The sequence below is a fragment of the Fusicatenibacter saccharivorans genome, assembly GCF_027667425.1.
GTDB lineage: Bacteria > Bacillota > Clostridia > Lachnospirales > Lachnospiraceae > Fusicatenibacter > Fusicatenibacter saccharivorans.
In genome coordinates this window covers 161,117-182,325 of sequence record NZ_JAQEGR010000001.1, presented here as the reverse complement: position 1 = coordinate 182,325, position 21,209 = coordinate 161,117, and the positions used below count along the sequence as shown (strand labels likewise).

Genomic DNA, 21,209 nt, shown 5'->3' with positions numbered 1-21,209 from the left:
AGTATTTTTTCTTGACAGTTTTAAAATTTTTCTGATCCGTTTCAAAAGCCGCAGAAAAGGCGCATTTTCCGCGTTTTTTCGCAGAAAACACGCCCCTTATAAAGACTTTTGTATACCTACTGCAGCTCCGCAATCCTCGTCACAGCCACATAAATCGACTGAATTTTGTACCACGTCGGATAATCCACAATGCCGGAAACCGGCAGGCCGAACAGCCGCTGGAACGCTTCGACGGCGTCCTGCGTCTCTTCATCGAAATAGCCATTTTCATAGACCGTCGGAATCGATGAATACACCTCCGCAATCACGTTCAGCTGCTCCTGTATCTGCAGTACCTTGTTCCCGGACGAGCCGATGGTGAGGTCATACCCCGGCCAGGAGGACGGGATGCCGGAAATCTCCTCCGCCGTGTTGATATACATATTGTCTCCATAATAATTGCGGAGAATCTGAATCGTTGAATACCCTTGGTCCGCCAGGTTTTTGGACCCCCACTGGCTCATCCAGTTCGGGCAGCTCACACGGTTTCCGTCACAGTACTGCGTCAGAATCGGCTGTTTCACATTCGGGCGCGACAGGTAATCAGCAAAAATCTCATCGACCACAAGGGAAATGCTGTCGAAAATATTCCTGCCGTAAATCCATTTGTGATCGTAGGCCGTCGACGAAGTGATCGTAAAATCGTATCCCTTGTTGCGGTACCATTCTGTATAGACACGGTTCAGCGTAAATGACATGATTGCGAGGATATTCGCCCGGATCGCCGCATCCGGCCATGTTGCATAGATTTCCGAGCACGCCACGTTTTTGATGTAGTCGCGGTACCGCACATAATAGTCGCGTGCCGTGCTGTCGGTCGGCGCTCCGTCGTGGACGATGATATACTCCGGGATCACGACACGGGACAGCACAATCTCACCGCTCTCCCTCGTCGGCTTGATCTCACTTTCCGGAATTTTCGCCGGATATTCGCCGAACAACGTATGGTCCGGGATCGTCACATCCGCAAACGCTGCGCCCTCTGCCAGTTTGAGGTCCACCTGCTGGACGGACTGTTCTCCTGAAAGAAGCTCGGAGCCCGTCACTTCAACCGGTTCATACCCTTCCGCCTCCACTTTCACCGTATATTCGGAATACGGCTGATTCACATTCGGTTCCAGACTGTACTCGAGCGGCGGCGTCGCCAGATCCAGCGTCTCCGTTCTGCCGTCCCCGTCGGTAATCAGCTCCTCGATCACATTCTGCGGATCTCCCGTATACGAAACCGTCACCCGCGCCCCGGAAACAGGCCGCGCCTGGATTCTTGTATTTACCCGGATTTCCAGCCGCCCGCGGTCAGTCATTTCCTGCTGCATACGCAAATTTTTCATAAAAAAGCCCCATATCCTGCACTCCTTTTATGGTATGCAGAATATGAGGCTTTGTTGCTTTTCATTTTTCGATTTACAGGATCCGCTGGACGTCGTGGATCATGACGTAGACCATCAACGCCATCAGAAGCACCAGGCCCGCGAAGTGAACCATACCCTCCAGGTCTCGCCGGATTGGTTTTCTGCGGATGGCTTCTATGATCAGAAAAACAAGCCGTCCGCCGTCGAGTGCCGGGAGCGGCAGCAGGTTCATGACGCCAAGGTTCGATGACAGCAGAATCACCATGTTCAGCATCGTCATCACCGTAACCAAAACGCCCTGCGATTTTACATCATCATAGGCGGTTCCGATCGCATCCACCACGCCGACCGGGCCGGAAAGATCGTTCACAGAATACTGTCCGGTGATCAGCATACTGACGCTGTCAATGACGGTGCGCACCCAGTATTTGATCTCCAGCACGCTGTATTTCAGCACGCCGATCGGGGACTGTTTCTCCCGGAGCTGATACGAAAACTGTACATTCGCATACGTATTTTCAACCGGTGTCACCGTAATCTCTTTCGTCTTTCCGCTGTGCTCATACTCCAGCGTCACAGCGCTTCCATCGAAAGGATGCTCTGTCTGGTAAGCAGTAAAATCTGCCACACAGGTGATCGGCGCTCCGTTGATCGATACGAGCAGGTCGCCCGCGACAACACCCGCAGCGGCAAGCGGCATATTCTGCTGCACATACGTGAATTCCATGCCGCGGTCACAGTCATCGTAGTTAAAGCCCATCATATACCGCGTTGTCACCGTCGGTTCATATGTGATCGTTTTCTTTTCCCCGTCGGCCTTTTTAACCTCCAGCGTAATCTCATCCGTCGGCACACCCCGTACCGTCATCACAGAGTTCAGCTCTTTTCCGATGGAAATATGTCTTCCTTCATAGGAAGTGATGATATCTCCCGCTTCCAGGCCTGCCTCTGCCTCCGGCGAACCGTCTGCCACTTCTGTGACGCGCGCCGGGGAACTTCCCGCGTAACTGATCACAAAGATTGCGCAGAAAAATGCCAGAATCATGTTGAACACCGGTCCCGCCGCAACGACGGAAATTCTTGCCCACACGGATTTGCTGTTAAAGGTTCCTTCCCCCTCCTCTTCACCGTCCTCGCCGAGCATCTGGCACGCACCGCCGAAAGGCAGAAGTTTTAAGGAATAGACCGTTCCTCCTTTTTCTGTCTTTACCACCGTCGGGCCAAAGCCGATCGAAAATTCCGTCACGGTAATACCATTCGCTTTCGCCAAAAGAAAATGCCCCAGCTCATGGATAATGACGGTGATTCCGAAAATGAGTACGGCTATCAGGATTTTTACAATCATGCTGTCTTATTCTCCCATCTTATATCTGTTCGCAATCCATTCATACGTCTCCTGCTCCGCCGCGAGAATCTGCTCCAGCGTCGGATCGGCAATCGTTTTGTGTGCTTCCATTGCACCGGCGATCACGTCGTAAATCTCGAGGAAACGGATCTTCTTCGCGAGGAACAGTGCAACGGCGCGTTCATTTGCCGCATTGAAGACCGTCGGCATGGAGCCGCCCGTCCGGGACGCCTGCATTGCCATCGGAAGGCCGAGGAAGGTATCCATATTCGGTTCTTCAAACGTGATCTGTGTCAGCGCCGCAAAGTCGAGGCGGTCGCCTGCAAGGAAGCGGCGCTCCGGGTAATACAGTGCGTACTGGATCGGCAGTTTCATATCCGGTGTGCCAAGCTGTGCCATGACAGCGCCGTCTTTAAATTCTACCATGGAATGGATAATGCTCTTTGGCTGTACCACAACCTGGATGTGGTCGAGATCAACACCGAACAGCCATTTTGCTTCCATGACTTCCAGTCCTTTGTTAACGAGTGTCGCGGAATCAATCGTGATCTTGTGCCCCATCGACCAGTTCGGATGACGGAGCGCCTGCTCTACCGTTACGTTTTCGAGCTCCGCTCTTGTTTTTCCGCGGAACGGACCGCCGGATGCAGTAATCAGAAGTTTTTCAATTTCTTTTCTGTTTTCCCCGTGCAGGCACTGGAAAATCGCCGAGTGCTCACTGTCCACCGGAAGGATCTGCACACCGCATTCCTCTGCCAGCGGCATAATAATGTGTCCCGCCGTTACCAGTGTCTCTTTGTTTGCCAGTGCAATGTCTTTTCCTGCCTTCATCGCCGCAACCGTCGGGCGAATGCCGATCATGCCGACGATCGCTGTCACAAGGATTTCGCTCTCCGGCATCGTGGCAAGCTCGATCATGCCGTCCATGCCGCTGCCGATTTTTACAGGAAGATCCTTCACTCTGTCACGGAGTTCTGCCGCTTTCGCCTCATCGCCGACTGCCGCAAACTTCGGATGAAATTCCCGGATCTGCTGCTCGAGCAGTGTAATATTACTTCCGGCGCTGATGCCGACCACCTCAAGATCGCCGTTGGCACGCACGACATCGAGGGTCTGGGTTCCGATCGAACCGGTTGAACCAAGAATTGCTATTTTCTTCATATTCCAGTTTCTCCCATCTGCTTCCCGTTTATGCTGTAGGGGAAGCTTTTTTAATGAATCAGAAGCACCGACAGGAAATAGATGATCGGTGCGGTAAAGATCACGCTGTCGAAGCGGTCAAGAATACCGCCGTGGCCCGGAATCAGCTTTCCGTAATCCTTGATGCCCTGATTTCGTTTGATTGCGGATGCCGCAAGGTCTCCGACCATGGAGATCAGCGCGCCGACACCGCAGATGATGGCGTATTCCACCATGCCGCCCTTTGTCGCAGCCGCATAGATGATGCCGAGCAGAATCGCTCCGACGACACCGCCGACAGCTCCTTCTACGGATTTTTTCGGGCTTAAAACCGGCGCCATTTTATGTTTTCCAAAGAGTACGCCGACACAGTATGCACACGTATCGCAGCCCCAGGAGCACAGGAAAATCAGCCATACATGGAATTTTCCGCCGTCCAGCATACGGGTCTGATATACATAGGAAAGCATTACGCCGACATAGACAATCGCAAAGAACGCCGGCATCACCTGATTGGCGTTGTATTTCGGATAAGTAAATACGTATACTGCCATCAGAAGCACGAGATCCAGGATCAGCGCGAGCATCTGGTACATCGGGTCATGAAGCAGCAGGGACAGATAGAAAATCACAACGCCCGCATAGCCCGTAATTTCCAACAGATTCCATTTATCTTCTCTTACCTTCATCACGCGGAACAGCTCTCCTGCACCGATCAGCGACAGGCACAGAACCGTCATATAGAGCACGGTTCCGCCGCTGCAGATCGTAAGCAGCGCCACAAGGACGAGCACGATGCCGCTTAACAGTCTTGTCTTAAACATCTTTTTTATTCCTCCTTCACGCCGCCGTAACGCCGGTCTCTGTTATTATATTGTTCGATGGCTTTTCTCAATTCCTCTTCGTGGAAATCCGGCCACGGAACCTCGGTAAAGTAAAATTCCGTGTAGGCAAGCTGCCACATCAGGTAGTTGGAAAGGCGCTGCTCGCCGCTTGTACGGATCAGAAGATCTGGATCCGGGATTCCGGCGGTGTCGAGGTAGCTCTCAAAACACTGCTCCGTCAGTTTTCCGTTCTCATCAAACGCATTCTCTGCGAGAGTTCCGTCTTTCACATCCTCGATCATGCGGGTCATGCCGCGCAGAATCTCATCGCGGGAACCGTAGTTCATTGCGATCTGGAAGTACATGTGATCGTAATCTTTGGAGCACTCCTCCAGTTCATGAATGCTGTCCTGAATATCCTGCGGGAATGCGCTCGGATCTCCGATGATTTTGACGCGCATCTGATTTTTATGTGCTTTTTTGATGCATCGTTTCAGATACTGGCGGAACAGCTTTAAGAGGCCCTCCACCTCGGCGCGGGAGCGTTTCCAGTTCTCGGTTGAGAACGCATAGACGGTCAGATATTTGACACCCATGTCTTTGATCACGTCACACATTTTTTCCAGATTGTCGCATCCGACGATATGGCCGTAGCCGCGCGGCATATTGCGTTTTTTCGCCCATCTGCCGTTTCCGTCCAGGATGATGGCGATGTGATTCGGCACTTTTAATTCATTATCCATACTTTTTTCCTCCGTAAACGATAACAGGCTGCCTGCAAATGACAGGCAGCCCCTCGTTTTCTTTGTATTACACGGTCATAATTTCTTTGGATTTTACGTCCACCATCTGATCTACTTCTTTGATGTATTTGTCTGTTAATTTCTGGGTCTGCTCCTCGAGCTCTTTGATTTCGTCCTCGGAAACGTCCTCTTTGGCAAGTTTCTTGAACGCATCATTGGCATCGCGGCGGATGTTGCGGATGGCTACCTTTGCGCCCTCTGCTTTTTTCTTTACCTCTTTTACCAGCTCTTTACGACGGTCCTCGGTAAGCTCCGGGAATACCAGACGGATGACTCTTCCGTCATCGGACGGGTTGATGCCAAGGTCAGACATCATGATCGCTTTTTCGATCTCTTTTACCAGGGATGCTTCCCACGGCTGGATCTGGATCATACGTGCTTCCGGAACAGAGATGTTTGCCACCTGCTGCAGCGGAGTCGGTGTTCCATAGTAATCTACAGTAATGCGGTCCAGTACGTGCGGGTTTGCACGGCCTGCGCGGATGGTTCCGAATTCGGAATCGAGGCTTGCAATGGATTTGCCCATTTTTACCTCAAACGGTTTTACTCTCTCGTCGATCTGATTTGCCATATTAAATTTGTCCTCCTGCTATCTCTTATACGGTCACAGTTCTGCGAACTGTGACATTCGCAGCTCTCATTTAAAGTTTTGCTTCGCAAAAGGAGAGCTGCTCACACCTGAATCATTTTCTTACGCAGTAAAACAGCAAGTGTTTTACTGCTGAATTTTTATTAATTATACCGTCACTCTTGTGCCGTTGATTTTTCCGTTTGCAGCATTTACAATGCTGTTCTCTTCATTTAAACCAAATACCAGCATCGGCATTTTGTTTTCCTTGCAAAGGATGGATGCGGTCATATCTACCACTTTCAGATCCTTTTCAATGACTTCCTGAATGGAAATCTCGTCAAATTTCTTTGCATCCGGGTTTGTTTTCGGATCGCTGTCGTAGACACCGTCTACTGCTTTTGCAAGCAGAATCTCGTCTGCCTCGATCTCGATCGCGCGAAGTACGGTTGCCGTATCGGTTGAGAAATATGGATGGCCTGTACCGCCGGCAAAGAATACAACCATGTTGTGCTGGAAATATTTGTTTGCACGGTCTTTGGAAAATCCTTTTGTGAACTCTCCGCATGGGAATGGAGTCAGAACTGCGGTCATCATTCCCTGGGAACGGAAGATTTCTGATACATAGATACAGTTCATAACGGTTGCCAGCATACCGATCTGGTCTGCTTTGGTACGGTCGATATTTTCGGAACTGCGTCCTCTCCAGAAGTTTCCTCCTCCGATTACGATGCCGACTTCAATCCCCTGGTCTACCAGAGTTTTTACCTGTTTTGCCACTTTTGTGACGGTCGGCTCGTCAAAACCGGTGTGTTTCTCTCCTGCAAGAGCTTCTCCGCTCAATTTCAGTAATACTCGTCGTTTCATCTTGCATCCTCGTTCCTTTATGATATTTTTTCACAAATGTCTTGCATTTATGAAATGATTATACCATCTGTTCCCAAAAACGACAAGGGCAAAATTCGTTTGTGTTCCGCAGATCGTCTGCCGCTGCGAGAATCCGTCTCCACTGCAGATATTCCATCGGCGTCCGGTGCAGATACGCTTTGAAAATCCGCTGACATTCCCGTGGAGAGAGGTGAACGCTTGCGGCGGCTTCTGCGAACCGACGACCTGGATCATCTGCTGTGTGGTAATCTGTATTTTTACATTCACCATTCGAAAAGAATCCCGCGATACGGCGGCATAAAAACCATAAAAAAATCTCTGTCGGAAGTTCAGACTCCTGACAGAGATTTTTTATAGATTCATTTTAGATCTGCGCTACGACAAAGATATCATAAATTGCTTTGATTGCTGTTTCAAAGTCGCGGTTTTCAACGCCAATGATGATGTTGAGCTCGCTGGAACCCTGATCGATCATCTTGACATTAACGTGTGCATGCGCCAGTGCGGAGAAAATCCTTCCGGCTGTGCCTCTCGTTCTTCTCATGCCGCGTCCTACAACAGCAATCAGCGCCAGATCGGATTCAAGATCAATAGAATCCGGCTGTACGGCACGATGCAGTCCTGCGATAACCTGCTGTTCTTTTGCTGCAAACTCACTCTGATGAACAAATACCGTCATGGTATCGATGCCGGACGGCATATGTTCGAAGGAAAGATTGTTGTCCTCAAAAACACCGAGCACTTTTCTGCCAAAGCCGATCTCGGTATTCATCATGCTCTTCTCAACCGTGATGGATGCAAAGCCTTTCTTTCCGGCGATACCGGTGATGGTGAATTTCGGTTTGCTGCAGGTGTTCTCCACAATCATGGTTCCCGGATCCTGCGGTGCGTTGGTGTTCAGCACGTGGATCGGGATTCCCTCCTGACGGAGTGGGAAGATGGAGTCCTCATGAAGGACGGTAGCTCCCATGTAGGAAAGCTCACGCAGCTCACGGTAGGTAATGGTGGAAATGACTTCCGGATCCTTGACGATACGCGGATCGGTTACCAGGAAACCGGAAACATCGGTCCAGTTCTCGTAGATGTCAGCGTGTACGGCCTTTGCCACGATGGAACCAGTGATATCGGATCCGCCGCGGGAGAAGGTTTTTACGCTTCCGTCCGGTTTTGCGCCGTAGAATCCAGGAACGACTGCGTTATCCAGATCTTTTAAACGCTCGGAGAGCACTTCGTCAGTCTTGTCTGCAAGGAAGTTTCCGTTCTCGTCGAAGCAGATCACTTCTGCAGAATCAATATACGTATATCCCAGATAATTTGCCATCACGATACCGTTCAGGTACTCTCCGCGGGATGCGGCGTAGTCCTCTCCGGCTGCTGCGGCAAAGTTTTCTGCGATTTTTTCAAATTCCGGGGAAAGATCCAGGCTGAGGTTCAGACCGTCGATGATCTCCTGATATCTCGCTTTGATGTTCTGCAGTTTCTTCTTGAAATCTCTTCCAGCAACTGCAGTGCGATAGCAGTCATACAGCATATCGGTTACTTTCGTATCAGCAGAATTTCGTTTTCCAGGAGCGGAAGGTACCACGTATCTTCTTCCCTCATCTGCGCGGATGATGTCTCCGACCTTCTTAAACTGCTCTGCGCTCGCGAGGGAGCTGCCGCCGAATTTTACTACTTTCTTCATAATAATCTCTCCTTGCGTTCTTTTCGGATATCTTTCGAAATCTCGTTTTTCAGCCCGTCACTTTAACGTTAGAAAGCTGTTACGTACTAGATTAGAACAAAATCCCGTATGCGTCAAGAACTTTTTGGGCTGATTCATTCATTCCACAGATAAATTTCCGGTTTTTTCTCCATTTTATAGGAGAATGTCTCTCCAAGCCCGTAAACCGCCTGGCTTAATACGTACTCGCCGTTGTTTGCATAAATTTCGATCATATTCGGATCCACGAAAATCTCAAGAAGATCGCCCTCTTTTAACTGCGGCGTCTCGGCATGAAGCCATCCTTTTGCACCGGATGGATAGACATCCGTGCGGTCTGCGCAGACTTTTCCGCTCTGCCGCCAGATCTTATAGCCGCCGATTTCCAGGCTCTCACCCTCTTTTAATTCGGCGCGGATCATGGCACACTCTCCGCATGCCGAAACGAGGGAATCCGTCTTTTTGCAGAATCCGTCGCGGATCGCAGGCAGAACACGGAAGTAAATATGATCGTTCTGTACATCCACCACACGCGGCAGGCAGAACATGCCTTGCCATATACCATCTACCGGTTCCGGCATCCGAAGCCATGCGATGGAAATCCGGTTTCCGTCCGCATCCGTCATGGTCTGCGGTGCATAGAGGTCACCGCCGCAGTCCAGAAGCTGCCAGTTCTCCGGAAATTTCATTGTGCAGGTTTTTTCATCAAACTCAGGCAGCATACAGATCGCCCGATCCGCATAGCCGTCGGGGTCCTCGATCAGTTCCATCGGGGAGAATACAAAGACGCTGCGTCCGTTTACGTTAAAGAGATCCGGGCACTCCCACATCCAGCCGAGCTTCTGTTTCGTCGTCGCCTGTCCGGCCAGATGCCAGTGGGAAAGATCCTCACTCTTATAGAATAATGCCTCGCCCTTGTGATCCTTCGTCGTGCTTCCAAGCACCATATACCATGCGTCGCTTCCCTTCCAGACTTTCGGGTCACGCGTGTGCGTATTGTCGCCGATTTCCGGATCGGTGAGTGCCGGGATAACAACCTCCTTATCCCCGAAGACATCAAAATGCATACCGTCCTTCGAAGTAAGGTGAAGCTGCGCCGAGGTAAAATCCTGATCAAGGCACTGATGAATATCCTTCGGATTTACCTGATTATAGTGAACACCCGTGTAAAAGAGATGCATCACGCCGTTCTCTTCTACTGCGCTTCCGGAAAAGCAGCCGTTCTGGTCCTCGGAAAGACTCGGGAACAGGGCAACGCCGACATGCTCCCAGTGAATCAGATCCGGACTCACCGCATGGCCCCAGTGCATGGTGCCCCAGCGCGGCGCGTACGGAAAATGCTGATAAAAAAGATGATACTGTCCCTTATAATAAATCATGCCGTTCGGGTCATTCACCCAGTTGCCCGGCGCTTTTACGTGTAATCTGTTTTTCATGTGTTTGATTTCCTTTCTGTCTCTTTCTTGTTGTCTCTGATAAGAAAAGCCGGAAAAAGAAAGCATTTTTAATTCCGCCCTCCTTTGCCCGGCTTGTTCTTGATTTCTATGATTTACTTATTTAACTGCTCCGGCTACGACACCGTTGATGATCTGTTTCTGCAGTGCCACGTACAGAATCAGGATCGGGATGACGCAGAGCAGAAGACCTGCCATGATGGTTCCGTAATCTGCGGAGTAAGTTCCGTAGAAGCTGTAGGTGGAAAGCGGCAGAGTCAGCAGCTTTTTGTCGGTCAGCACCAGGGACGGCAGCAGGAAGTCATTCCAGAATGCCATCGCATTCATGATTACCATGGTGGAAATGATCGGCTTTAACAGCGGGAACACGATGCGGAAGAAGGTCTGGGTGTGGGTACAGCCGTCGATGTAAGCGGCCTCCTCCAGCGCCAGCGGGATACTTCCGCGGATGAATCCGTGGAACATGAACACGGACATCGCCATGGAAAATCCGGTGTGCATGAAGATCAGGGTCAGTCTGTGGTTCAGAATGTTTAAGGTTCCGCCGTATACACTGACAAGCGGGATCATGATTGCCTGGAACGGAATGATCATGGATGCAACCATCAGTGCAAAGATGATATTGGAAAATACGTTGACATTACGCACGATGTAGTAAGCCAGCATGGCTGCGAGTACCGTAACCAGTACGGTTGCTGTTACGGTTACAACCAGAGAGTTCTTGAAGGCATTCAGGAAGTTCATCTGATTGAATGCTTTTACAAAGTTGTCAAACGAAAGACCTTTGATCGTAAACAGCCAGGAGAACGGGCTCTTGATGATATCACGTTTCTGTTTTAAGGAGTTGATGATAACCATGACAAACGGGAACATGAACGCACAGAAAACGATGATCATAAGGAGCATAGCCAGCGCGTCAGTTACTTTTTTCTTTGTTCCGCCAATTTTCTTCTGATTCATTATGCTTCAACCTCCCTCTTCTTGGTGGTGTATACCTGAATACCACTGATGCAGGCTACAATGATAAACAGGATAAAGGCTTCTGCCTGGCCGACACCGAACTGTCTCGATGTGAATGCTTTCTCATATACGTGCATGGCTGCCATCTCGGTGGTTCCGTACGGAGCACCGCCGGTTAAGGACAGGTTGACATCGTATACCATGAACGCACGGGACAGGGTCAGGAAGAGGCAGATAGTAACGGAGGACATCATCAGCGGAAGGATAATGTTTTTCATTTTTACCCAGCCGGATGCACCGTCGATGCTTGCCGCCTCGAGCACGTCCTCGGAAAGTCCCATAAAGCCGGCGACGTAGATCAGGATCATATAGCCTGCCAGCTGCCATACTGAAACGAGCACCAGCGCTGCAAATGCTTTGTTCGGGGTAGAAAGCCAGGAAATTTCAAACAGGCTCCATCCTGTGGTCTCACCGATGCTGACGAAAACACGGGAGAATACGAACTGCCAGATGTATCCAAGTACGATACCGCCGATCAGGTTCGGGGTGAAAAATCCGGCGCGGAAGAAGTTCTGACCTTTGATGCCGCGGGTCAGGATATAAGCCAGTAAAAAGGCGATCACATTGACGAGAACAACAACCGCAATGACATATTTAAAGGTTAACAGCAGGGATTTCCAGAACTGCGCGTCGCGCATAACGGCTGCGAAGTTGGAAAGTCCTACAAAGTTTTTCACGCTGGAAACACCGTTCCAGTCGGTTAAGGTCAGGTAAATACCGTAGATAAACGGTACCATGACGACTGCCAGGAAGCAGAACAGGCCCGGCAGCGCAAATACACAGAAATCTTTTCCCTTGTTGCTTGATTTCATTTTCGTTCCTCCTTCATATCCTCCGGCTTACTGCTCATCCCAGTATGCCTGGATGGAATCTATCAGTTCCTCGCGGTCACTTCTTCCGGCCAGATATTTCTGCATTGCCGCACCAAGGACAGACCAGTGATCGTTCGGCACGATCGCAGATGCGTTGAATGCTCCGCCGTTCTGTACTTTTTCGTAAATGTCGCGGCTTAACGGATCGCTTGGCTCGTTCGGGTTGTTTTTAAACGGAGGGATCAGGCTGCAGGTCTTTACAACCATCTGCTGTCCGATCTCACTGTAAACCAGCCAGTTCAGGAACTCTTTTGCTGCTGCTTTCTGCTCGTCGGTAGCCACGATATCATCCAGCATGATCTGTTTGGACGGGGATGCCTGGATTTTGCTGTTGACGAAGTCGTCCGGATCATTGTTCAGGAAGTATGGAAGGAAACCGTACTCGTCGGTCGTCTCGGCTCCTGCCTCCTCAAGGTTCGGCCATGCCCAGTTTCCGTTGAACCAGAAAGCGGTTTTTCCGTCTGCCAGGTCAATTGCCATCTCATCGTAATCTGCGCCGAGTGGATCGCCCTTTGCTACGTTGTACTCTTTTAACAGGTCAAAGGTATTCAGGAACTCGTTCATGCGGGTGTAGTCCGGCAGATATAAGGTTCCGTCCTTCAGCTCGTTGATGACTTCTGCTGCACCGTCGGAGGTTCCGTTGTATGTCTCGTAGATGTACTGCAGCTGGTGTGCTCCAAGGGACCAGTCTTCTTTTGCCATGGAGATCGGATTCTTCATTCCGTTGTCCCGCAGGCTCTGGAGAAGTGCTGCGAAATCGTCCTGGGTTTTGATATCGGATGGATCGAACTCGGTACCTAAGGTATCTTCAATCACGCTCTTGTTGTAGATAATACCGCGGCCCTCGATACAGAGCGGGAAGCTGTAAACCTTTCCGTTGATTTTGGTCAGGTACTCTTCTGCCTCGCCGGTCCATGCTTCATTGCTTAAGTCGGCTGCTTTTTCTTCTGCCAGTGCAATGACATCGGTCGTATCCAGAATGGAAAGTGTCGGCGGGTTTCCGGAGTTGTAGAGGCTGACTACTTTGGTATAAGGAGAATCGCCGTCCGTTACCGGCATGATCTCAATATGTACGCCTGCTTTCTCCTCGAACACTTTTGCAATCTCTTCCAGTGCTGTCTGGATTTCTGCTTTTGTGTTCATGATGACGATACTCGTTCCGGAAAGCGACGTATCGTACTGGAAGGTATCAGTGGTCATGTCGATCGGCACTTCTTCTTTTACTGCGTTCGGGTCATCCGGATCGCTTGCGAAGCCGAAGGTGCATCCGGTCAGTGCAGAAGTAAGAAGCACGCCGGACATTCCAAGAGCTGCCGCCCTGGCACTAAATTTCTTTCTCATCACAATTCCTCCTGTTATCTCTGGACAGCTGGTCCTGTCCTTCGTTTTGTGTAACCGGTCAAGTAACCGGTTACTTTCGTTGTCTTTATCATAGCATTGACAGTGGGTTTCGTCAATATTTTCTTTACTTTTCGTGATTTTCCATAATTTTGTTTTTGGCTTTTGTGGAACTTTTACAAAACCGGTTACTTAACCGATTCCCGCTTGTTCCGGCGGGCGAGAAATGTTATACTATATTCATATATTATTTGTTTTTTTCTGAAAGCTTACATGATTCACGCAACACTTTTGAAGGGAAGGACACTTGAACTTATGGCACGAAAAAAAAATGTAACCTTTAATGATATTGCACAGTATACGCATTTTTCCAAAACAACCATTTCCCGGTATTTCAACAACCCGGATTCCCTGACACCGGAAAATCAGCAGATCATTTCCGATGCACTGGATAAACTGAACTATAAAGAAAACAAAGTGGCAAAAATTCTCGCGAACGGACAGACCGAATTTGTCGGCGTCCTGATCCCGAGTCTCTCCATGAACTACTATTCCGAGATGCTGAATCAGATTCTTGCTTCTTATGAGAAATATGGCTATAAATTCCTCGTCTTCGCCGGAAACGGCCACGACGAGACGGAGCACCGCTACATTCAGGAGCTGATGTCGTACAAAATCGAGGGCCTCATCGTCCTCTCCCATACACTCTCCTCCCGCGAACTCTCCGATCTGCAGATCCCGGTCGTTGCAATTGAGCGCGAAGACCAGTTCGTCAGCAGTGTCAATACAGACAACTACCTCGGCGCGTACGAAGCGACTTCGCTTCTGATTCATAACCACTGTGATGTCCTGATTCATCTGAACTCACCGACCAAAGAAAATGTTCCTGCCTACCGCCGTCTCGCCGGTTTCCAGGATGCCTGTGTAAAGGCCGGTGTACCGCACAAGGTTATCATTCGGGATTTTGGACTCTCCTATCAGGAAGCCGCAGCACCGCTGCAGGAAATCTTTGACAACATCGAACAAAAATATGCCGGTCAGAAAAAGGGCATCTTCCTCTCCAACGATGATCATGCCAATATTCTTTTAAATCTTCTGATCCGCAAATACCATACCCTGCCGGACGATTACGAACTCATCGGCTTCGACGGTGCGCCGATTTCCGAGCAGGCTATCTATCCGATCAGCACTGTCGGCCAGCAGATTGACCAGATTGCAGACGAGGCTGTTTCCCTTCTGGTCTCCCAGATGCAGGAACGGAAAAAACGCCACCCGGTGCCGCTTGCCGAGCCGGTTCACAAGACCGTTCCGCCGCTTCTGATCCGGCGTCAGACGACCACTTGATTTTAAAAGCAGATTTCTATCATAAAAATGTTTTTATCAAAAAAGTGTCATCCACCTGCGGGCTGTGTGCCCTGCAGTTTGTGGATGACACTTTTCTTATCTTCTTACTCTTTTTTAGTTCTGTCCGTAATAAGCATTTGCACCATGTTTACGGTAATAGTGTTTATCCTGCAGCTCCTGCGGTGCCGGCTGGATTCTCGGGTTGATGGTCTCGGCACGGTATGCCATTTTGGCAACCTCTTCGAGGACAACAGCATTGTGAACAGCCTCATGCGCATCTTTGCCCCAGGTGAACGGTCCGTGGTTCTTGCAAAGAACGGCCGGAACGGCTTTTACATCTTTTCCCATCCGTTTGAACTCATTGACGATCAGATGGCCGGTGTTTTCCTCGTATGCCTCGTCAATCTCTTCTTTTGTCAGGCAGCGCAGGCACGGTACTTCACCGTAGATGTAGTCTGCATGGGTTGTTCCGTAGCACGGAATGCTTCTTCCCGCCTGTGCCCAGCTTGTCGCATAGGAGGAATGGGTGTGAACAATGCCGCCGATCTCTGGAAATGCTTTGTACAGCTCCAGATGGGTCGGGGTGTCAGAAGACGGACGGTAGCGTCCTTCTACTTTGTTTCCGTTCAGATCCATGACAACCATATCGTCCGGTGTCAGCAGGTCGTAATCCACGCCGCTTGGTTTGATGACGAACAGACCGCTTTCCCGGTCAATCTCGCTGACATTTCCCCAGGTAAAGGTAACCAGTCCGTATTTTGGAAGAAGCATGTTGGCTTCGTATACTCTTTTTTTCAGTTCTTCTAACATTGTGTTGTCCTTTCTGTCTTTCCCAAACGATGGTTCATTTTAAGCTCTCTACTGCTGCACGCTCAATCGGCAGGCCTTTTTTGTAGCGCTCGGTGAATACTTCAAATCCAGCGACGTCTGCCGGGTCCGGATCCATCTTGGTTCCAGCATTTCCTGCGAAGACTTTTGCATCGAGGTAATCCTCGAGTGTTTCATTCTCTTCTTTATTGATCATATAAGAAGCCAGCAGTGCGATGCCCCAGGCTCCGCCCTCTCCTGCTGTCTCCATGACGGAAACCGGTGCGTCGATTGAACCTGCGAGGATCTTCTGGCCGACACCTTTTGTCTTGAAGAGACCGCCGTGGCCGAGAATCTGGTCGACCTGAACATGCTCCTCTTTCATCAGGATATCAAGGCCGACTTTCAGGGCGCCAAGGGAAGTAAACAGGTTGACTCTCATAAAGTTTGCCAGATTGAATTTCGCATCCGGAGTACGCGCGAAGACAGGACGGCCCTCGTTGAATCCGGTTACGTGCTCGCCGGAGAAGTAGTTGTAGGCAAGGAGTCCGCCGCAGTCTGCGTCGCCCTCCAGGGCTTTGTTGTACAGCTTGCCGAACAGATCATTCGTGCTGATTTCCATGCCGAAGGTCTGCGCAAATTCACGGAAGAGATTGACCCATGCATTCAGATCAGAAGTACAGTTCTGGCAGTGCACCATGGCAACCGGATGACCGGACGGGGTTGTTACCATATCGATCTCCGGGTATACTTTGGAAAGGTTCTTCTCCAGAACGATCATAGCAAAAACGGAAGTTCCGGCAGACACGTTTCCGGTTCTGACGCGGACGCTGTTTGTTGCTGCCATACCTGTTCCGGCATCTCCCTCCGGCGGGCAGAGCGGAATGCCTGCTTCCAGATTTCCGGACATGTCGAGAAGTGCGGCACCTTCTTTTGTCAGAACACCGGCATTGTCACCTGCGTTCAGAACGTGCGGCAGAACATCGAGTGCTTTCCATGAATATGCTTTGTCTGCGACTGCCTCGTCAAATTTGGCGATCATGTCGGCAAAGTAAGTGTTGGTTTCAGAATCGATTGGAAAGATTCCAGATGCCTCGCCGACACCAACGACACGCTCGCCGGTCATTTTCCACTGAATGTATCCGGCAAGGGTTGTCACGTAGTCGATATCTGCCACATGCGGCTCACCGTTTAAGATTGCCTGATACAGATGGGCGATAGTCCATCTCTGCGGGATGTGGAATCCGAAAAGATCGGTCAGCTTCTCGCTTGCTTCTTCTGTGATATTGTTTCTCCAGGTGCGGAACGGCACGAGGAGGTTTCCTGCTTTGTCAAATGCCATATAGCCGTGCATCATGGCACTGAAGCCGATGGCTCCGACGCGGGTCAGGGTAATGTCGTATTTTTCTTTGACATCAGCTGCCATTTTGGTATAGGCATCCTGCAGGCCCGTCCAGATGTCCTCGAGGGTGTAGGTCCACACGCCGTTGTCATAGCGGTTTTCCCACTCGTGATCTCCGGATGCGATCGGGGCGTTGTCTGCGCCGATCAGGACGGCTTTGATTCTGGTTGAGCCGAACTCAATGCCAAGTGCTGTTTTCTGTTCGAGGATTGCTGTTTTTGCATCCATTCCCATTGCTTTTTCCTCCCTTGGGTTCTTTTCTATTTTTTCGTCTCTGTTGACAGATTTTTTCCTGCAGTGGATTCTCTTACGATGAGTTCCGGGGAAATCAGGCGTTTGACGCTGCTTTCTTCTTCTGGGACTTTTCTGATTTTTTCGAGAATGAGCTCTGCTGCCATCTCACCGAGTTTTTCCTGCGGATGGGCAATGGTCGTGATCCCGATCGGACTGCTCTGGCCGATCAGCGAGTTGTCGTATCCGGTGACGGCGATGTCTTCCGGCACGGAGATTCCCTTTTCTTCCAGCATGGAGATGACGGCGAGCGCGATCTGGTCGTTGTAGCAGACGGCGGCATCGACGGACTTTTTGCTGTCGAGCAGCATGGAAAGCATCAGGGACGGTTTGGTTTTCCGGTCCTCGGTGTGAAACCAGATGACGTTTTCGGGATCGTACGGGATTCCGCTTTCCTGCAGCGCCTGCACGTAGCCTTTATGGCGCTGGGCGCCCTGGCTGTCGTCGGCCTTGAAGATGCCGATGATGTTTCGTCGGCCGGTCTCTAAAAGGTGCCGGGTCAGCAGATAGCCGCCTTTGCAGTCATCCATCAGAATGCAGGGCTTGTCTGCCATCTGGGGGTAGCAGCCCTGGATGAAGACATACGGGATCTGGTACTTGTCCAGCATTTCGTACAAGTTGATGTGGCGGCAGAGGATCTGGCTTTTGCTCGGCTCAATGATGAGGCCGTCGATGGGCTTGTCGAGGAGTTCTTTTAAGACTTTTTCTTCTTTGGAGCGGCTGTTGCAGGTGTTCTTTAAGATAATGCTGTAGCCGTTTTCGCTCAGCACTCGATCCATTCCCTGGATGAGGCGGGGGAAGATGTAGTCGGACAGGTAGGTGGTGGTGACGGCGATGTTTTTTGAATTATGACGCTGGATTACGCGCTCGGAGCAGAAGGTTCCTTTGCCGTGCCGAGCGGTGATGTAGCCTTCATTTTCGAGAAGAGCGAGGGCCTTTCGGACAGTGTGGCGTGAGAGGGCGTATTCCCGGGTCAGTTCGTTTTCGGAGGGAAGCTTCTGGCCGGGTTTTATGGTTCCGGAGAGAATCTGCTCTTTTAGGGCTTCCATCAGGGTGTAGTATTTGGCTTTGCCGGTGGTTGGTTCCATGTGATTGGTGATTCCCCTTTCTGGAATTTATAATACAACTTGTACGGTTGTTGTGACAAGTTGTATTTTTGTTGTGGGGAAGGGACGCTCAGGAGTATCGGGTGTCCGGGGTGTGGCTGTTTCGGAGGCTAGGAACTCTAAGGGTGTGAAAATTTGCTAAAAGCATTCCCCCAAATCAAAAACTCGCATACGCTCAGACAGTTTGATTTGGGGGAATAACGCAAATTTCCACGCCCTAAGGGTTCCTACGCCTCCTGCAAATGCCACGCCCCGGACACCCGATGCTCCTGAGCTGACTTTGGCCCCGTAAATGGAGGGAAGCGGTCCTGCGGTGGCTTCCCTTGGTTCACCAATAGAGTAAATGGGCGGGCGGGTGGGTCCAATACCTTAATGAGTGGACGGGAACACTTTTTTACGGATGGCTTCTTCATAGGCGGTGCATTCTGCAGACCGGTGCATCCGCGGGACGGGATCTCCTTTGAGGAAGTGGTGGCGGATATAGTAGAGGGTATCGTCTTCGCCGCGTTCCGAGAGCATGCGCAGCAGAAATTCGAGCTGCGAGAGTGTCTCGGGATGGACGAACCAGAGGTGGCCGATTCCTTTTTTGAGATACTGGTACGGCGCCTGATCGGTATAAGCGTCTCCGAGGTAGACGCGGGACGCGCTGATGCGGTCCATAATCATCTCGGCGACGTAGCGGCGCGGCATTGGGACGCCTTTGATGATGGTGTCACAATTGATACCGTAATCAATCCAGTATTCAAAATGATGTTTGTTGCGCCCTTTATGGTGCATCCAGGATTTTGACATGCCGGTGTCTTCGCGCTCGGCGTTATTGGGACTCCGGTCGCCCTGATAGTATTTCATGCCGACCAGAAATTCCGTCGGCGAATATTTCGAGAGGTCGTGCGTCAGTCCCTGCCAGTACAGTCCTATTTTGAAGCAGTACCGCATGACCCATATTTTGTGTGTGGTAATGGTTTTAAAGTGCTGCCATGCTTTCATCATTCTGTCTCTTCTCCTGCTTTCCTGTTAAAATTATGATACTGCGCGGCGGCACGATGACCGTTTTTGCGCTGACTTTTTTCTGATTTTCTTCTGTCAGGAATACTTCCGGTGTGTTGGTGTCGGCCGTCAGATACCAGACCTTCTGTTCCGGGAGGGACGGCAGTGCCAGCTCATGCGGATTCCAGTGCATGTTGTAGGCAATATAGAGGTCGTCGTCCTTGTTTCCGTCTTTGTCCTGGAAATAACTTCCGCAGTACATCACACCGATAAAACGGCACGTATTTTCCATCTGGGAGAACCAGGCTCTCTGGCTGTGGAAGGACATATCCGGGCAGCCGTAGGATTTGTAGTCGATGAGGCGCGGCTCGCGTTCGCCGTGCAGCGCCGGATGCGCTTTCCGGAAGGCGATTGCTGCTTTTACAAAGGCGGCAAACTCCGGATTCCGGGCGGCTGCTTTCCAGTCGATCCAGCCGGTTTTGTTGTCCTGGCACCAGGCGTTGTTGTTGCCCTTCTGGCTGTTGCCGAATTCATCGCCGCCGTAAATCAGCGGTGTTCCCTGGCTTGTCATCAGCATGAGAACGGCATTTTTCAGCTGGCGGAGACGCAGCGCGCGCACAGCCAGTTTCCGGGTCACGCCTTCTGCGCCGCAGTTCCAGGTCAGGTTTTCGTTGGAACCATCCATATTGTCTTCGCCGTTGTCCAGATTGTGTTTCTGTTCGTAGGAAACGCTGTCATACAGGGTAAAACCGTCGTGATCCGCAAGATAATTGATCACACCGTGTGTCTCCGGGCTTCTTCTCAGATAATAGGTGAAGTCGGAAAGGCTGCCCTCATCGCCTTTTAAGAAGCGGCGGATATGGTACTGGTAGCCCTGATTGTGTTCCCCTAAATTCCGGAACCACGGGCGTTTTCCCTGATAGATCCGTGCGCCGTCAAAACCGAGGAAAATCAGTTTCGTCTTCCGAAGGAGTGCATCTTTGGACGCTTCTTCTGCCAGCGATGCATCGCCGACCAGATGGAAACCGTCGATCTGATAGCGGAGCTGCCAGTGGTGCAGAACCTGCAGGACAAAACCAGAAGGCGTTCCCGGGGCAAAACAGAATTCCATCAGGCATTCGATACCATTCTCATGCAGGGCATCGACCATCTCTGCGAACTCTGCGACGGCATCTGAGGATGCAGCATACGAAGCTTTCGGAGCAAAATACAGGGCCTTTGTGCCGTATCCCCAATAATTCACGCGCTTCTCTTCCGCCGGCGCCGGATATACATAGGCCGGCTCCGTAAGGGAGGTCCACTCAAAAAACTCGTAGGACGGCATCAGCTCTACTGCATTGATACCGAGTTCTTTTAAGTATGGAATTTTTTCGATCACGCCGCGGAACGTTCCCTTGTTCTTTACACGGGAGCTTCCGTCTTTGGTGAAGCCGCGCACATGGAGCTTATACAGAATCGTCTCCTCATACGGCCGGTGCAGTGAGGTGGTGCGCATTACCGGGTACTCCGGGAGAATGCAGCAGCAGGCGCCCTCTTCTTTTTCCATCGGTGCACCGAAGGTTTCTCTTCCTTCTACTGCTCCCGCATACGGATCCAAGCAGAAAACTTCATCCATCCGGTAGGCATACGAAAACTTTCCTACCGTCAGGCCTGTGATTTCCACGGAACTGATCACGCCAGTGCGCTCCTCTTCCGGAAGCGGCACGGTAAGAAACGGTTTCTGGTGACCTTTCCGGTACAGCAGAAGCTCTGCTTTTTTTCCATCTGATACTTCTACGGCAAAATTGTATCCGTCTTTCGTCGCCGATGCGCCCATTTTCTCCGGATTTCCCGGTAAAATTCGATATTTTCCTCTGTTTTTTGTCTGTATCATAATTCCCGCCCTTAT

General features: G+C 50.7%; 19 protein-coding genes. 1 reads left to right on the top strand and 18 read right to left on the bottom strand.

Features of this window, described 5'->3' with window-relative positions:
* Positions 1-116: 116 nt before the first annotated feature.
* From PGS38_RS00835 to PGS38_RS00780, 13 genes are all read right to left on the bottom strand, one after another.
* On the bottom strand, positions 117-1,370 hold the full coding sequence (locus PGS38_RS00835) for a peptidoglycan-binding protein (protein WP_117804040.1): 1,254 nt from the start codon (positions 1,368-1,370) through the stop codon (positions 117-119).
* 73 nt (positions 1,371-1,443) lie between these two features.
* The gene (gene rseP, locus PGS38_RS00830; protein WP_022461502.1) at positions 1,444-2,736 is read right to left on the bottom strand and encodes an RIP metalloprotease RseP; all 1,293 of its coding nucleotides are present in this window, start codon (positions 2,734-2,736) and stop codon (positions 1,444-1,446) included.
* Between the two features lie 6 nt (positions 2,737-2,742).
* Positions 2,743-3,897 (bottom strand): 1-deoxy-D-xylulose-5-phosphate reductoisomerase, encoded by a 1,155-nt coding sequence (locus PGS38_RS00825; protein ID WP_117760369.1) that lies wholly within the window; start codon positions 3,895-3,897, stop codon positions 2,743-2,745.
* A 50-nt stretch (positions 3,898-3,947) separates the two neighbouring features.
* Positions 3,948-4,739, bottom strand: a complete 792-nt coding sequence (locus PGS38_RS00820; protein WP_022461500.1) for a phosphatidate cytidylyltransferase — start codon at positions 4,737-4,739, stop codon at positions 3,948-3,950.
* Between the two features lie 5 nt (positions 4,740-4,744).
* A complete protein-coding gene (gene uppS / locus PGS38_RS00815; protein ID WP_118639900.1) occupies positions 4,745-5,482 on the bottom strand; it encodes a polyprenyl diphosphate synthase in 738 nt (245 codons plus the stop codon).
* Between the two features lie 67 nt (positions 5,483-5,549).
* Entirely contained in the window at positions 5,550-6,068 is a 519-nt protein-coding gene (gene frr, locus PGS38_RS00810) for a ribosome recycling factor (protein ID WP_373141022.1), read from the bottom strand.
* 210 nt (positions 6,069-6,278) lie between these two features.
* Complete coding sequence (gene pyrH / locus PGS38_RS00805; RefSeq protein WP_022461497.1) at positions 6,279-6,977, bottom strand: UMP kinase; 699 nt, start codon at positions 6,975-6,977, stop codon at positions 6,279-6,281.
* 58 nt (positions 6,978-7,035) lie between these two features.
* Positions 7,036-7,287: a helix-turn-helix domain-containing protein gene (locus PGS38_RS17730; RefSeq protein WP_226906317.1), complete on the bottom strand. Its 252-nt coding sequence runs from the start codon at positions 7,285-7,287 to the stop codon at positions 7,036-7,038.
* Positions 7,288-7,362: 75 nt separating this feature from the next.
* Positions 7,363-8,682 carry an aspartate kinase gene (locus tag PGS38_RS00800; RefSeq protein WP_117800910.1) on the bottom strand — a complete coding sequence of 440 codons (1,320 nt, stop codon included), beginning with the start codon at positions 8,680-8,682 and terminating at the stop codon, positions 7,363-7,365.
* 134 nt (positions 8,683-8,816) lie between these two features.
* Positions 8,817-10,136 carry a glycoside hydrolase family 32 protein gene (locus PGS38_RS00795; protein ID WP_117801219.1) on the bottom strand — a complete coding sequence of 440 codons (1,320 nt, stop codon included), beginning with the start codon at positions 10,134-10,136 and terminating at the stop codon, positions 8,817-8,819.
* 117 nt (positions 10,137-10,253) lie between these two features.
* Positions 10,254-11,114: a carbohydrate ABC transporter permease gene (locus tag PGS38_RS00790; RefSeq protein ID WP_022461494.1), complete on the bottom strand. Its 861-nt coding sequence runs from the start codon at positions 11,112-11,114 to the stop codon at positions 10,254-10,256.
* Positions 11,114-11,986, bottom strand: a complete 873-nt coding sequence (locus tag PGS38_RS00785) for a carbohydrate ABC transporter permease (protein ID WP_022461493.1) — start codon at positions 11,984-11,986, stop codon at positions 11,114-11,116. Before PGS38_RS00785 ends, PGS38_RS00790 begins: the two co-directional genes overlap by 1 nt.
* A 27-nt stretch (positions 11,987-12,013) precedes the next feature.
* Complete coding sequence (locus PGS38_RS00780) at positions 12,014-13,387, bottom strand: ABC transporter substrate-binding protein (RefSeq protein ID WP_117760371.1); 1,374 nt, start codon at positions 13,385-13,387, stop codon at positions 12,014-12,016.
* A gap of 312 nt (positions 13,388-13,699) precedes the next feature.
* On the opposite strand from PGS38_RS00780, the gene PGS38_RS00775 reads away from it, so the two are divergent.
* Positions 13,700-14,728: a LacI family DNA-binding transcriptional regulator gene (locus PGS38_RS00775; protein ID WP_055266684.1), complete on the top strand. Its 1,029-nt coding sequence runs from the start codon at positions 13,700-13,702 to the stop codon at positions 14,726-14,728.
* 114 nt (positions 14,729-14,842) lie between these two features.
* Here the strand turns inward: PGS38_RS00775 and PGS38_RS00770 are convergent, their stop codons facing one another.
* The 5 genes from PGS38_RS00770 to PGS38_RS00750 all read right to left on the bottom strand — a co-directional run bounded on the left by PGS38_RS00770 (position 14,843) and on the right by PGS38_RS00750 (position 21,194).
* Positions 14,843-15,538: an L-ribulose-5-phosphate 4-epimerase gene (locus PGS38_RS00770; RefSeq protein ID WP_022461490.1), complete on the bottom strand. Its 696-nt coding sequence runs from the start codon at positions 15,536-15,538 to the stop codon at positions 14,843-14,845.
* 34 nt (positions 15,539-15,572) lie between these two features.
* Positions 15,573-17,165, bottom strand: coding sequence for a xylulokinase (locus PGS38_RS00765; RefSeq protein ID WP_334294899.1), 1,593 nt, complete (start codon positions 17,163-17,165; stop codon positions 15,573-15,575).
* Between the two features lie 32 nt (positions 17,166-17,197).
* Positions 17,198-18,316 (bottom strand): GntR family transcriptional regulator, encoded by a 1,119-nt coding sequence (locus PGS38_RS00760; RefSeq protein WP_118639903.1) that lies wholly within the window; start codon positions 18,314-18,316, stop codon positions 17,198-17,200.
* Positions 18,317-18,703: 387 nt separating this feature from the next.
* Positions 18,704-19,321, bottom strand: a complete 618-nt coding sequence (locus PGS38_RS00755) for a DUF5662 family protein (protein ID WP_243104817.1) — start codon at positions 19,319-19,321, stop codon at positions 18,704-18,706.
* Positions 19,299-21,194: an alpha-amylase family glycosyl hydrolase gene (locus PGS38_RS00750; RefSeq protein WP_117804038.1), complete on the bottom strand. Its 1,896-nt coding sequence runs from the start codon at positions 21,192-21,194 to the stop codon at positions 19,299-19,301. The genes PGS38_RS00755 and PGS38_RS00750 overlap by 23 nt, the downstream gene beginning before the upstream one ends.
* Positions 21,195-21,209 lie beyond the last annotated feature (15 nt).